The organism is Mesorhizobium sp. P2_E6, assembly GCF_056403835.1.
The window spans coordinates 758,193-771,322 of record NZ_JBFUEQ010000001.1; the positions used below are offsets into that span (position 1 = coordinate 758,193).

Genomic DNA, 13,130 nt, shown 5'->3' on the forward strand with positions numbered 1-13,130 from the left:
AAGCCGCTTACGACAGCTTGGCGATGATGGTGCGCAGCGCCTCGCCAAAGCGCCTGATCTCCTCAACCGTGTTGTAGTGGACCAGCGAGGCGCGGATGGCGCCGCTGTCCATCGACAGGTTGAGCCGCTTCATCAGCCGCGGCGCGTACATGTGGCCGTCGCGGATGCCGATCTGCATGTCGGCCATTTCCTCGACGATCCGCTGCGGTGACAGTCTGCCGATGTTGAAGCAGAAGGTAGGCACGCGTTCGGTGATACGGGCTTCGTCGGCAACGCCGTAGATCGTCGCGCCGCAATCCTTGAGCACGCCGAGCATCTCGCGCGCCAGCACCAGCTCGTAGTCGCGGATGGCGCCCATGCCGGCGACGATGTTGTCGCGCCGCGAGCGGTTGTTGGATGGCGCCAGATTGCGGCCGATCAGTTCGAGATACTGCACGGCCGCATCCATGCCCGAGACGTTCTCGTAGATGAAAGTGCCGGCCTCGACCTTGTAGGGCGGCTCGTCGGGGATGAAATCCTCGCGGAAGGTCGGCAGCCGCTTCAGCGTCTCGAAGCGCCCCCACAGGAAGCCCATATGTGTCGAGAAGTTCTTGTAACCGGAACAGACCAGATAATCGCAATCCCAGGCCTGCACGTCGATCAGCCCATGCGGCCCATAGTGCACGCAGTCGAGGAACACCTCCGCGCCGGCTGCGCGCGCGATCTTGGCAACCGCTGCGACGTCGACGATCGAGCCGATCGAATGCGCTGTGACCGTGCAGGCGACCAGCCGGGTGCGGTCGGAAACCAGCGGGCGCAGATCGTCGACATGCAAATTGCCGTCTTCGCGCATGCGCCACCATTTGAACTTGGCGCCGGCGGACTCCAGCGCCAGCCATGTGGCGATGTTGGCGTCGTGGTCCATGTCGGTGATGACGATCTCGTCGCGCTCTTGAAGCATCTGGCCGATGCCGAGGCTGACCAGGCGGATGAACGAGGTGGCGTTCATGCCGAAGCAGATTTCGGCCGGGCTGGCGGCGTTTATCAGAAGTGCGACACTCTCGCGGGCGTCGGCGACCGACTGGTCGACGGTGACGCTGCGGCCATAGCGGCCACCGCGCTGCACGTTGTGCGAAACCAGATGGTTGGTCACCGCGTCGAGCACGCTTTGCGGGATCTGCGCGCCGGCGGCATTGTCCATGAAGATGAAGTCGCCGGCCCGCTGCAAGGCTGGAAACATGGTGCGGATGGTGTCGACGGGGAACGCGGCGGCGCTCGCATTGTCGGTTTGATGTTTGTTCAAGGTCGGCTCCTGCGAAGTTCTTGGCGGGTGGTTTGATTTGCGAGGTCAGCGCGTCTTTTCGGTCTTGAAGCGTTCTTCAAGCAAGCTGACGAGGCGGACCATCGGCCAGAGGAAGATGAGATAGACGAGTGCTGCGCCGATCAGCGGCGAGGGGTTGGCGTAGAGCGACTGCGCATTGGTCGCTTCCTTCAACAATTCCGGCAGCGCCACGGTCGAGGCGAGCGAAGTGTCCTTGAACATCGAGACGCAGTTGCTGGTCATCGGCGGGATGACCACGCGGACCGCCTGCGGCAGCACCACCTTGCGCAAGGTCAAAAGGAACGGCAGGCCGAGCGCCTGCGACGCCTCGAACTGGCCGCGCGGAATGCTTTCGATACCGGAGCGGAACACCTCGGCCGAGTAGGCCGACATGATGATGGCGAAGGCCGTCACAGCGGACGCCCAGGATGACAGGCGGATGCCGAGAAACGGCAGCGCGTAGTAGATCAGGATCAGCACGACCAGCACCGGCAGGGCGCGGAAGATGTCGGTGTAGCCGACCGCGAGCCACCGCAACGGCTTCGGCGCATAAAGCCGCACCAGGCTGATCACCAGGCCGATGGGGATGCCGATGCCGATGCTGAGCAACCCGAGCAGCAGTGTGTTCAGGAACCCGCGCAGCAGCGCCGGCAGGCTGGACATGATGACATCGGGATTGAAGAAGGTGTCGATCAGCGACATGGGAGCGTTCCCGAACCGTTTTGCGTCCAGTGACGCCAGAGCAAGACCCGAACACCGAAATCGGCTGCGCCGCACCAAACTACGGCTCCGGGAAGGGCATGAATAAAACAGGACGTGCCGGCCTTTCGAGCCGGCACGCCTGCGTTCTGTCAGTCGCCGCTCAGGCCTTCGGCAGCGGCATTTCCTTGACGGTCGAGGAATCGGCGGGCGCGTCGCTGCCGAACCACTTCTTGTGGATGGCGGCCAGCGTACCGTCCTTCTTCATCGCGGTCAGCGCGTCGTTCAGCTTGCCGAGCAGCGGGTGGTCCTTGGTCATCATCAGGCCGTATTGCTCGCCGGTCTTGATGCGCTCCTTGACTGTCAGGTCCTTCATTTTGGTGAAGGAGTACTGCATGCCAGGGATGTCGCTGACGGCCGCATCGACGCGTCCGGCGCTGAGATCGAGCAGCAGGTTCTGCTGCGTGTCATAGCCCTTCACGTCGGCGAAGCCGTCGGCTTCCTGATGCCCCTTGACCCAGGTTTCGCCCGTCGAGCCGGACAGCACGCCGACGATCTTGCCCTTGAGGTCGGCTTCGGCCTTGATCGGGCTGTCGGTCTTGGTGGCGATGCCCATGTCGGAATCATAATAGGGCTGCGTGAACGACTGCGACTTCAGCCGCTCCGGCGTGATAGTGATCGACGAGATGGCGACATCGATGCGCTTCGAGGTGGTGGCTGCGAACAATGCCTGGAAGCCGAGGTCGGCGATATCCGTGGTCATGCCGATGCGCTTGGCTGCTTCGTTGACGATGTCTACTTCAAATCCCTCGAACGTCCCGCTCTCGTTCTTGTACTCGAAGGGCGGGTTGGTCGGGTAGGCGCCGACATTGAGGACGTCGGCGGCATAGGCGGTGGCAGGGCCGGCGGCGATGCCGATGGCGGCGGCGAGAAGCATGAGATTGCGACGGTTCAGATTCATGGTGTTCCCTCTGGGGTGTTCCCTCTGGTTGTTGATCGGGCGGGGTTGGCCCCGCACGGTTTCTTGCCGTCCCACCGTCGGCAGGGCGTCAATTCATGGCCGCGACCATGCGGTCAAGCGCGGTCGCTATCTCTTTGCGTTCACGGCACACGCACATTCGCAGGAAGGCCGTTGCCGAACTTCCGAACAGATGACCGGGTGCCAGCCCAACGCGCGCCGTCTCGAGAATCCTGGTGCAGGCGCGCCGTGCATCGCTCTCGCCTTCCATGGCAAAGAAGGCATACATGCCGCCGCGCGGTTTCGTTGGCAGAATGACGCCCGGAATTTGCGCCAGCCGGTCATAGGCGAGGTCAAGGCCAGTCCTGATCCGCTGCCTGATCTCCTCGACCAGCGGCTCGCCCTGGCGGATCGCTGCAACCGCACCGGCCTGGATCGGCGCGGCGGTGCCGCTGTTGACATATTGCGTCATCGCGCCGAGCTGGTCGGCCACCCCGGACGGATGCGTCAGCCAGCCGATGCGCCAGCCGGTCATCGCCCAGGCCTTCGAGAAGCTGTTGACCGACAGCACCCGGTCGCCATCCTCGGCGATCTGCAGGATGGAGGGCGCAACATCGTCATCGAAATAGAGCCGGCCGTAGACCTCGTCGGAGATGATCCAGATGCCGGTGCGCCGGCTGAAATCGAGCAGCGCGCGCATTTCCTCGGCTGAGGCGGTCCAGCCGGTCGGGTTGGAGGGCGTCGACAGGAAGATCGCGCGCGTGCGGGCATCGCAGGTCGCAAATAGCCGGTCGAGGTCGAGATGCCAGTCACCCCTATAGTCGAGCGAAAACGGCCGTGGCTCGCCGCCGATCAAGTGGATGGCGTTGTGGATGTTGGGCCATTGCGGCGCGACATAGACGACGTTGGTGCCGGTATCGACCAGAAGTTCCAGCGCAAGGTACAGCGCCTGCATGCCGCCCGGCGTGACCGTGGTGCGCGCGATCGGGATCGACCGGCCATGGATGCGCGTCTGGTACTCCGACAGCGCCTCATTCAGGGGGCCATGGCCGCGCATGTTGGGAACGTAGAAGGTCAGGCCTTCATCGAAGGCAGCCTTGGCCGCATCGCGGATGAAAGCGGGCGTCACCATGTCGCCTTCGCCGTACCAGAGCGCGATGACGTCGCCGAGTTCGCGCGCCCGAACGGCAAGGTTGGCGATGTTCTCGGTATGCAGGTCACGGATTTGGGCGCGAATGCCATCGAAGGCATATCGCGCGCTGGACGACGACTGGGGCAGCATGAACGACAAGGACTGAAACCCCTCCCACCCGGAACACCACGATGGACTGCCCCCGGCAAGCCCGCCCGGTACCGCAGTCGCCATCGATCTTGGAATGCTTATCCAAAGCGCGGCGCTTTTCAAGGCGAAAGTTTTAAGCTTAAAAAGTTTGACCAGCCTGTTGCCCGACCAATACGCCCTTTTTGCGCTAGCTGCGCCCGTCTCGCGTCAGCTCGGCACGCGCGGCGGCGGTGCCGGCGGCAGCGCCCGCACCGAGAAACATCGTGTCGCTGGCCAGCACGAAGAAGCTGGCGCCGATGGCGGCCCATTGGGAGACGTCTTGCGGCTTTGCGCAGAAGATGCCTGATGTCCTGCCATGCGCAACCGTGACGCCGATGATCCTGCGGATTGCCTCGGTGAGCTTGTCGGCGCCTTTCGGTCCGATCGCATCGATCGACACCGAAAGATCACCGGGGCCGACGAAGATCACGTCGACGCCGTCGACGGCGGCGATGGCCTCGATGTTGGCCAGTCCTTCCGATGTCTCGACCTGGACCGCGACGACGATCCTGCCATTGGCGCCGGCGAGATATTCGGGAATGCGATAGCCGTAGCCGGCCGCACGGCCGGGCCCGACGCCACGCTCGCCCTGTGGCGGATAGCGCGAGGCTTTGACAGCCATCGCCGCCTGGGCAGCGGTCGAGACGCGTGGGATCAGCACGCCTTGCGCGCCGCTGTCGAGCGCCGCCTGGATCGCTTCCGGCGCATGACCGGGAACGCGCACCATCGCCGGCAAGCGATGCACGTCGGCCGCTCGCACCATGGTCTCGATCATGTCGCGCGAGATCTGGGCATGCTCCCAGTCGATGCAGAGAAAATCAAGGCCGGACTGCGCCATCACTTCGACTGCCACGGGATGGGGAATGGCGGCAAAGGAACCAACGAGGTTCGTCTTGCCGATACACTTCTGGCGGAACTCGCTCATGCCCGTCACCTTTCTCGCTCTGCCAGAATCCATATCCGCAAACGACTGTCAGGCGAAGCTATTTCAGGCTTGAAATATTTTCGCGCGGGCCTAGCGTGGGCTCTCCCGCCACGAGTTCCAGACATGATCAAAACGCATCCCCTGCACGGCCCGAACAAACTCAAGCTCGGCGTCTTTTCGACCAATGCCGATGGCGGCCTTGCCATCACCGATGTTCCGGAACGCTGGGCGGGAAGCTGGCAGGACAATCTGACGGCGGCCCAGATCGCTGACCGCGCCGGGCTGGAATTCATGCTGCCGATCGCGCGCTGGCGCGGCTTCGGCGGCCGCAACAAGGTGCGGGAATGGTCGTTCGAGACCTTCACCTGGGCGGCGGCACTCGCCATGGCCACCGAACAGATTGGCCTGTTTATGACCGTGCATGTGCCGCTCGTGCATCCGCTCTACGCCGCCAAGGCGCTGGCGACCGTCGACCACATCAGCCAGGGCCGCGCCGGCCTCAACATCGTCTGCGGCTGGAACCCGAAGGAATTCGGCATGTTCGGCACGCCGCTGGTCGAAAAGGGTTACGACCAGGCGGCCGAATGGATCGAGATCCTCGAACGGCTTTATGCCTCAAGCGAGCCTCTAGACTATGAAGGCACCTATTATCGCCTCAAGGAAGCGGTCAGCCGTCCGGCCAGCTTGCAAGTTCCGCGCCCGGTGACGATGAACGCCGCTTTCGGCGGGCCGGGCCGCGATTTCGCCGCCGCCAGATGCGACTATCTGTTCACGACCTTTTCCGAGATGGGCGACGCCGGCAAGCACGTCGCCGACATACGCGAACGTGCCGACAAGGTGGGCCGTGATGTCGGCGTCTACACGGTGGCGCATGTGGTCTGCCGTCCGACGATGGAAGAGGCGCAGGCCTACTACGCGCGCTATGCCGTTGATATGGCCGACCACGACGCGGTCGATGCCCACATGGCCGGCAAGAAGGAATTCTCGCAATCGCACGACCCGCATGCCTATGACCGCTATCGGCAGCGTTTCGCCGGCGGCGCCGGCACCTATCCGCTGATTGGAACGCCCGAAACCATCGCCGCCGACATGGTCGCCATTGCTGAGCAGGGTTACCAGGGGATCGCGCTGTCCTTCGTCAACTACACGCAGGAACTGCCCTATTTCTGCGACCACGTGCTGCCGATTTTGAGGCAGGCTGGCCTTCGCGGATAAGCAAAGGTCATTCCGGAATGACGGCTGTCGCCTGGATCTCGACCTTGGCGCGGTCCTCGACCAGCGCCATCACCTGCATGGCGGCCATCGCCGGAAAATGCCGGCCGATCACCTCGCGATAGGCCTCGCCGATGCCCCGGAGATTGGCGCGGTATTCGGCCTTGTCGGTGAAATACCAGGTCATCGAGGTGATATGCTGCGGCCCGGCCCCGGCTTCCGCCAGCACCGCCACGATGTTCTCAAGCGTCTGCCGCACCTGGCCGACGAAATCGTCAGTCTCGAACTGACACTGCCCGTTCCAGCCGACCTGTCCGCCGACGAAGACCAGCTTGCCGCGCGCCGCAACGCCATTGGCGTAGCCGACAGGTTTTGCCCAGCCTTCCGGCTGCAGGATCTCGTGCATTCAAAACCTCCCGGTAGTCCAAAAACCAAGTCTCAAAATCGATTGCCCGTCAAATTTCCTGCCATCAGGCCGCGCCCATCACCTGCCGCGCGATCACCACCTTCTGCACGTCCGAGGCACCCTCGTAGATGCGCAGCGCGCGGATCTCGCGATATAGGCTTTCGACGATATGGCCTTTGCGAACGCCGTCGCCGCCATGCAGCTGTACGGCCTTGTCGATGACCTCTTGCGCCTTGTCGGTGGCGAACAGCTTGGCCATAGCCGCCTCGCGGGTGACGCGCGCGGCACCCATGTCCTTGGTCCAGGCGGCGCGGTAGACCAGCAGCGCCGCCACGTCGACGTCGAGCGCCATGTCGGCGACATGACCCTGCACCATCTGCAATTCGGCCATCGGTGCGCCGAACAGTTTGCGCTCGGCCACCCTTTTGATGCTTTCATCCAACGCGCGGCGGGCAAAGCCGAGCGCTGCCGCACCGACTGTCGAACGGAAAACGTCGAGCACCGACATGGCGATGCGAAAGCCATCGCCCGGTCTGCCAATCAGCGCCGAGGCAGGCAGGCGGACCTGGTCGAACGACAGCCGCGCCAGCGGATGCGGCGCGATCACCTCGAGGCGTTCAGCGATGCCAAGGCCTTTGGCGTCGCCCGGCACCAGAAAGGCCGAAAGCCCCTTGGCGCCCGGCGCTTCGCCGGTGCGGGCAAAGACGACATAGAGATCAGCGATGCCGCCATTGGAGATCCAGGTCTTTTCACCGAACAGAACATAGCTGTCGCCGTCGCGGGTCGCCGTCATTTCGGTGTTGGCGACGTCCGAGCCGGAGCGCGGTTCCGACAGGGCGAAGGCGGAAATCGCCTTGCCGGCACGTGTCTTTGCCAGCCATTGCTGCTGCTCGGGCGTGCCGAACAGGCTGAGCGCGCCGGTGCCCAACCCTTGCATGGCGAAGGCGAAATCGGCCAACCCGTCATGGCGGGCGAGCGTCTCGCGCGTGATGCACAGCGTGCGCACGTCGAGTGGTCCCGGATTGTCCGTGTCCACAGCCGTCGGCTTCAGCCAGCCGTCCCTGCCGAGCTTGCCCACCAGCTCGCGGCAGGCGGCATCGACGTCATGGTGATCGACCGGCAGGTTTTTCGAACACCACGCCTCCAGCCGCTCGGCCAGTTGGCGATGGCGGTCTTCGAAGAACGGCCAGGAAAGGAAACTCTTGTCAGCCATCAATTGCCCTCGAACACCGGCTTTTCCTTGGCCACAAACGCTTTGTAGGCGCGCTCGAAATCGCGCGTCTGCATGCAGATTGCTTGTGCCTGCGCTTCGGCCTCGATCGCCTGGTCGAGACCCATTGACCATTCCTGGTTGAGCTGCGTCTTGGTGATCCCGTGGGCGAAGGTCGGGCCGGAGACGATGCGCGCCGCCATGTCGAGCGCATCGGCCTCAAGCGAACCGGCATCGACCAGCCGGTTGTAGAAACCCCAGCGCTCGCCTTCCGCCGCCGTCATGGTGCGGCCGGTGTAGAGCAATTCGGCGGCGCGGCCCTGGCCGATGATACGCGGCAGGATCGCGCAGGCACCCATGTCGCAGCCGGCGAGGCCGACGCGGCTGAACAGGAACGCCGTCTTGGCCTCCGGCGTGGCGATGCGGATATCGGAACTCATGGCAATGATAGCGCCGGCGCCGACCGCGACGCCGTCGACTGCCGCAATGATCGGTTTGCCGCAATTCAGCATCGCCTTGACGAAATCGCCGGTCAAGCGGGTGAAGGCCAAGAGCTGCTTCATGTCCATCTTGACCAGCGGCCCGATGATGTCGTGGACATCGCCGCCGGAACAGAAATTGCCGCCATTGGACAGGAACACCACGGCGTCGACGTCGTCGGCATAGACGAGGTCGCGGAACGTGTCGCGCAACTCGGCATAGCTGTCGAAGGTCAGCGGGTTCTTGCGCTCTGGCCGGTCGAGCCGGACCTTCGCGATCCTGCCCTCGACCTGCCAGAGGAAATGCTTCGGCTCGAGGCCAGCCATCCCGGTCATTCGCGTCCCTCCCAGTTGCTGCGGAACGAGGTCAGCATGCCGGTCAGCCGGCGCGCGTCGTCCTCGCTGACCTTGCCCAGCAATTCACCGATCCAGCCTTCATGCGCCGCGGCGATGATGCCGAAAGCCTTCGAGCCTTCCTCGGTCAGCCGCACCATCGACGTGCGGCGGTCGCCATTGCGCCGCGCGCGGGCGACAAGTCCCTCCGATACGAGCCGGTCGACGATGCCAGTGACATTGCCGTTCGATACCAAAAGGAAGCGCGACAGGTCGCTCATCAGCATGCCTTCGGGCGCGCGATAGAGTGCGGCCATCACGTCGAAGCGCGGCAGCGTTGTGTTGAAGTCCTTCTTCAGGCGCTCGCGCAGCTCGGCCTCGATCGTGCGCGAGGCGCGCAGCAGCCGTATCCACAGACGCAGCCGGTCCTTGCCGGGTCCGGTCGGCGCGGGCAGGGGGCCGGCTACCATGTTTCGCCTCCTGAGATGGAAATCGCCTGTCCGGTGATCGACGCCGCGGCATCGCCACACAGCCACAGCACGGCGGCGGCAACTTCTTGCGGCTGGATGAAGCGGCCTTGCGGGTTGGTCGAGGCAAGGCTCGACCGTGCCTGCTCGGCTGAACGGCCGGTCTTTTCGATGATACGCTGGATGGACTCCTCCAGCATCTCGGTCTCGACGAAACCCGGACACACCGCGTTGACAGTGACGCCCGATTTGGCGGTCTCGGCCGCCAGCGCCCGCATCAGACCGACGACGCCATGCTTGGCGGCGACATAGGGCGCGACGTAGGCGTAGCCCTTCAGGCCTGCCGTCGAAGCAACGAACACGATCCGGCCGGTCTTTCGCACCGCCATGCCGGCCAGCGCCGGCTTCACCGTCAGGAAGGCACCGGTCAGGTTCACATCCAGCGTCCGCTGCCAGTCGGCAAGGGTGGTCTTGTGCGCCAGCGTGCTGCCGGCCATGCCGGCATTGGCGACGACGATGTCTATCGGCCCGCGCGCGGCTTGCGCCGTCTCGTAAAGCGACGCCATTGTCGCCTCATTGGTGACGTCGGCGGCAATGCCGAAGATGCGGTCGCTCTCCTTGGCGACCTTGGCGAGCTCCGCGTCGCGGCGGCCGCAAATTGTCACGTCGATGCCTGCGCCCGCCAGCGCCAGCGCGATGGCCCGGCCGACGCCGGAGCCGCCGCCGGTGACCAGCGCGTGCTTGCCGGCAATCGTTGCAGCGGCGCTCATACTTTCAGCCCCGCCGCAGCGTCGCGCTCGGCCAGCCGGTAGAGCTGGTCGCGCCCGGGCAGATAGGGATCCGGCCATTTGACACCGCGGTCGCCGAGCGTAACCGCCGCGTGCAGCGTCCAGTAGGGATCGGCCAGATGCGGCCGTGCCAGCGCCACCAGATCGGCGCGGCCGGCCATCAGGATCGAATTGACATGGTCCGGTTCGTAAATGTTGCCGACCGCCATCGTCGCCATGCCGACCTCATTGCGGATGCGGTCGGAAAACGGTGTCTGGAACATGCGGCCGTAGACCGGCTTTGCCAATGCCGAGGTCTGGCCGGCCGAGACGTCGCAGATGTCGACACTGGCCTCATGCAGCAGCCGTGCGATTTCGACCGCGTCGGCCGGGGTGACGCCCTCGATGCCGACCCAGTCATTGGCCGAAATGCGCATCGAGATCGGCTTCTCAGCCGGCCAGGCGGCGCGCACCGCGCGGAAGATCTCCAGGGGATAGCGCATGCGGTTTTCGAGCGAGCCGCCATAGGCGTCCGTGCGCCGGTTGGTGACCGGCGTGATGAAGGACGACAGCAGATAACCGTGCGCGGCATGGATCTCGAGCATGTCGAAGCCGCAACGATCGGCCATCTCCGCCGAGGCCACGAATTCGTCGCGCACTTTGTCCATGTCGGCGCGGTCCATGGGCTTCGGCACCTGGTTCTGCGGTGACCACGCAACAGCCGATGCGGCCATCACAGGCCAGTTGCCTGAGGGCAGCGGGACATCTGTGCCTTCCCAGCCGAGCCGGGTCGAGCCCTTGGCGCCGGAATGACCGATCTGGGCGCAGATCTTCGCCTCCGTCTCGGCGTGGACGAAATCGACCAGCCTCCTCCATGCCACCTCATGTTCGGGCGCATAGAAGCCGGGACAGCCTGGTGTGATGCGGCCCTCGGGACTGACGCAGGTCATCTCGATATAGATGAGGCCAGCGCCACCCTTGGCGCGCTCGGCATAGTGGGTGAAATGCCAGTCGGTCGGACAGCCGTCGACAGCCTTGTACTGTGCCATTGGCGAGACGACGATGCGGTTCTGCAGTGTCATGTCGCGCAGCTTGAACGGTGCGAACATCGGCGCGCGGCGCAGGCTGTTGCCGCCGGCGCCCGCCTGGCGCTGGAACCATTCCTCCGCGCCGCCCAGCCATGCGGCATCGCGCAACCGCAAATTCTCATGGCTGATGCGTTGCGAGCGGGTCAAGAGCGAATAGTTGAACTGCACCGGATCGAGGCCGAGATAGCGCTCGACCTCCTCGAACCATTCGAGCGAATTGCGCGCCGCCGATTGCAGCTTCAGCACTTCGGTGCGGCGGGCATCCTCATATCTTCGGAACGCGGCGTCGAGGTCCGGCTCGGACTCGACATACTCTGCCAGCGCCACGGCACTTTCCAGCGCCAGCTTGGTGCCGGAGCCGATCGAGAAATGCGCCGATGCGGCAGCATCGCCCATCAGCGCCAGGTTCTTGTAGGACCAGCGTTCGCACAGCACGCGCGGGAAATTGATCCAGGCCGAACCACGGATATGGTTGGCATTGGTCATCAGTGCATGGCCGCCAAGATGCTTGGCAAAAATGCGCTCGCAGACGGCGATCGATTCCTGCTGCGACATCGTGCCGAAGCCGAAAGCAGCCCAAGTCTGTTCGCTGCACTCGACGATGAAGGTCGCGGTGTCGCTGTCGAACTGGTAGGCGTGCGCCCACACCCAGCCATGCTCGGTTTTCTCGAAGATGAAGGTGAAAGCGTCGTCGAATTTCTGGTTGGTGCCGAGCCAGACGAACTTGCACTTGCGGGTGTCGATGTCGGGCTTGAAGACGTCGACGAAGGTGTTGCGCGCTTTGGAATTCAGGCCGTCGGCGGCGACGACAAGATCGTGCGTCTCCATATAGGGCCGCGGATCGGCGATGTCGGTCTCGAACATCAGCTTGACGCCGAGTTCGCGCGCGCGCCGCTGCAGCAGGACCAGCAGCCGCTTGCGGCCGATGCCGCAGAATCCATGGCCGGTCGAAACCGTGCGCACACCGTCATGGATGACGGCGATATCGTCCCAGTAGGCAAAATGCTTCTTGATCCAGACGGCGCTGACCGGATCGTTCTTCGACAAATTGTTGAGCGTCTCGGCCGACAGCACGACGCCCCACCCGAATGTGTCGTCGGCGCGGTTGCGCTCGAACACCGTCACCTCGTGCGTGGCGTCCCTGAGCTTCATCGAGATGGCAAAGTAGAGGCCGGCTGGTCCGCCGCCGAGAACCGCAACCTTCATCTGTGCGATCTCCTCTTCGCTTGCTGGCCCCAGTATCGCGCCGGCGACAAATTATTTCAAGCTTAAAGTTTCATATCGAAATGATTATCTGGATATCACGGAGGCGCGCTTGCGTGACGTGGCGCAAGCGCGCCTTCCAATCATTTTTCCGGGTTCTTCGGGCTCCACAGCACGGTCTCGGCGCCTTTCTCGTAAGCCATCCCCGAGGGGTAGCTGATCGCTTCCAGTTGCAGACCCCACGGCGCCTGGAAATAGAGAATGGTCTGGCCGGCGGCCGGCCCTTCGGAAACCGGTATCGGCCCCATGCGCGTCTTGACGCCCTTGGCGTCGAGATAGGCTTTGGCGGCGGCGACGTCATCGACATAGAAGGCGATGTGGAAGCCGCCTATGTCGCTGTTCTTCGGTGTCAGATCCTTCTGGTCGGGCGCGGTGTATTTGAACAGTTCGATGTTCGATCCGCTGCCGCAGCGAACCATGGTGATCTGCTCGATCACCGCCTTCTTGTCGACGCCCAGCACATCCTGCATGAAGGTGCCCTTGTCGTCGGCGAACGGACCGAACGACATCGCCTTCTTGCAGCCGACGACTTCGGTGAAGAAGTCGACCGCCTGCTTCATGTCGGGAACGGTGATGCCGGTGTGATCATGGCCGCGCATGCCGGGGATCGAGCTGGCGGTGGCAATGCCGGCGCTGCCAAGGATAGCGGCGGCGAGCGCGGCGTTTCGAAGTATCGTCTTCATGTCAGTCCTCCTCCTGGCG

13 protein-coding genes are annotated in these 13,130 nt (G+C 63.9%); 1 reads left to right on the forward strand and 12 read right to left on the reverse strand.

All coding sequences use genetic code 11. From position 1 onward, the window contains the following. Positions 1-7: 7 nt before the first annotated feature. From AC1D08_RS03560 to AC1D08_RS03580, 5 genes are all read right to left on the reverse strand, one after another. Complete coding sequence (locus tag AC1D08_RS03560; RefSeq protein WP_457152478.1) at positions 8-1,282, reverse strand: cysteine desulfurase-like protein; 1,275 nt, start codon at positions 1,280-1,282, stop codon at positions 8-10. A 45-nt stretch (positions 1,283-1,327) separates the two neighbouring features. Beyond that, positions 1,328-2,002 carry an amino acid ABC transporter permease gene (locus AC1D08_RS03565; protein ID WP_477304963.1) on the reverse strand — a complete coding sequence of 225 codons (675 nt, stop codon included), beginning with the start codon at positions 2,000-2,002 and terminating at the stop codon, positions 1,328-1,330. 160 nt (positions 2,003-2,162) lie between these two features. Continuing rightward, positions 2,163-2,960, reverse strand: a complete 798-nt coding sequence (locus tag AC1D08_RS03570; RefSeq protein WP_457152476.1) for an ABC transporter substrate-binding protein — start codon at positions 2,958-2,960, stop codon at positions 2,163-2,165. 88 nt (positions 2,961-3,048) lie between these two features. After that, positions 3,049-4,239, reverse strand: a complete 1,191-nt coding sequence (locus AC1D08_RS03575) for a pyridoxal phosphate-dependent aminotransferase (protein WP_457152482.1) — start codon at positions 4,237-4,239, stop codon at positions 3,049-3,051. A 187-nt stretch (positions 4,240-4,426) separates the two neighbouring features. After that, positions 4,427-5,203, reverse strand: coding sequence for an HpcH/HpaI aldolase family protein (locus tag AC1D08_RS03580; protein ID WP_457152475.1), 777 nt, complete (start codon positions 5,201-5,203; stop codon positions 4,427-4,429). A 123-nt stretch (positions 5,204-5,326) separates the two neighbouring features. Between AC1D08_RS03580 and AC1D08_RS03585 the strand changes: the two genes are divergently transcribed. Beyond that, a complete protein-coding gene (locus AC1D08_RS03585; RefSeq protein WP_477422551.1) occupies positions 5,327-6,418 on the forward strand; it encodes an LLM class flavin-dependent oxidoreductase in 1,092 nt (363 codons plus the stop codon). A gap of 7 nt (positions 6,419-6,425) precedes the next feature. On the opposite strand, the gene AC1D08_RS03590 is transcribed toward AC1D08_RS03585, so the two are convergent. From AC1D08_RS03590 to AC1D08_RS03620, 7 genes are all read right to left on the reverse strand, one after another. Next, positions 6,426-6,821 carry a RidA family protein gene (locus AC1D08_RS03590; protein ID WP_477422553.1) on the reverse strand — a complete coding sequence of 132 codons (396 nt, stop codon included), beginning with the start codon at positions 6,819-6,821 and terminating at the stop codon, positions 6,426-6,428. 64 nt (positions 6,822-6,885) lie between these two features. Continuing rightward, complete coding sequence (locus tag AC1D08_RS03595; protein ID WP_457150610.1) at positions 6,886-8,034, reverse strand: acyl-CoA dehydrogenase family protein; 1,149 nt, start codon at positions 8,032-8,034, stop codon at positions 6,886-6,888. Continuing rightward, on the reverse strand, positions 8,034-8,846 hold the full coding sequence (locus tag AC1D08_RS03600) for an enoyl-CoA hydratase family protein (protein ID WP_457150609.1): 813 nt from the start codon (positions 8,844-8,846) through the stop codon (positions 8,034-8,036). Before AC1D08_RS03600 ends, AC1D08_RS03595 begins: the two co-directional genes overlap by 1 nt. Next, positions 8,843-9,313, reverse strand: coding sequence for a MarR family winged helix-turn-helix transcriptional regulator (locus AC1D08_RS03605; RefSeq protein WP_095082573.1), 471 nt, complete (start codon positions 9,311-9,313; stop codon positions 8,843-8,845). Before AC1D08_RS03605 ends, AC1D08_RS03600 begins: the two co-directional genes overlap by 4 nt. Then, on the reverse strand, positions 9,307-10,080 hold the full coding sequence (locus tag AC1D08_RS03610) for an SDR family NAD(P)-dependent oxidoreductase (RefSeq protein WP_457150608.1): 774 nt from the start codon (positions 10,078-10,080) through the stop codon (positions 9,307-9,309). Before AC1D08_RS03610 ends, AC1D08_RS03605 begins: the two co-directional genes overlap by 7 nt. Further along, on the reverse strand, positions 10,077-12,371 hold the full coding sequence (locus AC1D08_RS03615) for a bifunctional salicylyl-CoA 5-hydroxylase/oxidoreductase (RefSeq protein WP_477422555.1): 2,295 nt from the start codon (positions 12,369-12,371) through the stop codon (positions 10,077-10,079). The genes AC1D08_RS03610 and AC1D08_RS03615 overlap by 4 nt, the downstream gene beginning before the upstream one ends. 140 nt (positions 12,372-12,511) lie before the next feature. Further along, on the reverse strand, positions 12,512-13,111 hold the full coding sequence (locus AC1D08_RS03620) for a VOC family protein (RefSeq protein WP_457150606.1): 600 nt from the start codon (positions 13,109-13,111) through the stop codon (positions 12,512-12,514). Positions 13,112-13,130 lie beyond the last annotated feature (19 nt).

Coding starts and splice junctions, on each gene's coding strand:
- AC1D08_RS03575 (WP_457152482.1), bottom strand. CDS start 4,239: ATGCTGCCCCAGTCGTCGTCCAGCGCGCGATATGCCTTCGATGGCATT.
- AC1D08_RS03620 (WP_457150606.1), bottom strand. CDS start 13,111: ATGAAGACGATACTTCGAAACGCCGCGCTCGCCGCCGCTATCCTTGGC.
- AC1D08_RS03565 (WP_477304963.1), bottom strand. CDS start 2,002: ATGTCGCTGATCGACACCTTCTTCAATCCCGATGTCATCATGTCCAGC.
- AC1D08_RS03585 (WP_477422551.1), top strand. CDS start 5,327: ATGATCAAAACGCATCCCCTGCACGGCCCGAACAAACTCAAGCTCGGC.
- AC1D08_RS03605 (WP_095082573.1), bottom strand. CDS start 9,313: ATGGTAGCCGGCCCCCTGCCCGCGCCGACCGGACCCGGCAAGGACCGG.
- AC1D08_RS03600 (WP_457150609.1), bottom strand. CDS start 8,846: ATGACCGGGATGGCTGGCCTCGAGCCGAAGCATTTCCTCTGGCAGGTC.
- AC1D08_RS03570 (WP_457152476.1), bottom strand. CDS start 2,960: ATGAATCTGAACCGTCGCAATCTCATGCTTCTCGCCGCCGCCATCGGC.
- AC1D08_RS03610 (WP_457150608.1), bottom strand. CDS start 10,080: ATGAGCGCCGCTGCAACGATTGCCGGCAAGCACGCGCTGGTCACCGGC.
- AC1D08_RS03590 (WP_477422553.1), bottom strand. CDS start 6,821: ATGCACGAGATCCTGCAGCCGGAAGGCTGGGCAAAACCTGTCGGCTAC.
- AC1D08_RS03615 (WP_477422555.1), bottom strand. CDS start 12,371: ATGAAGGTTGCGGTTCTCGGCGGCGGACCAGCCGGCCTCTACTTTGCC.
- AC1D08_RS03595 (WP_457150610.1), bottom strand. CDS start 8,034: ATGGCTGACAAGAGTTTCCTTTCCTGGCCGTTCTTCGAAGACCGCCAT.
- AC1D08_RS03580 (WP_457152475.1), bottom strand. CDS start 5,203: ATGAGCGAGTTCCGCCAGAAGTGTATCGGCAAGACGAACCTCGTTGGT.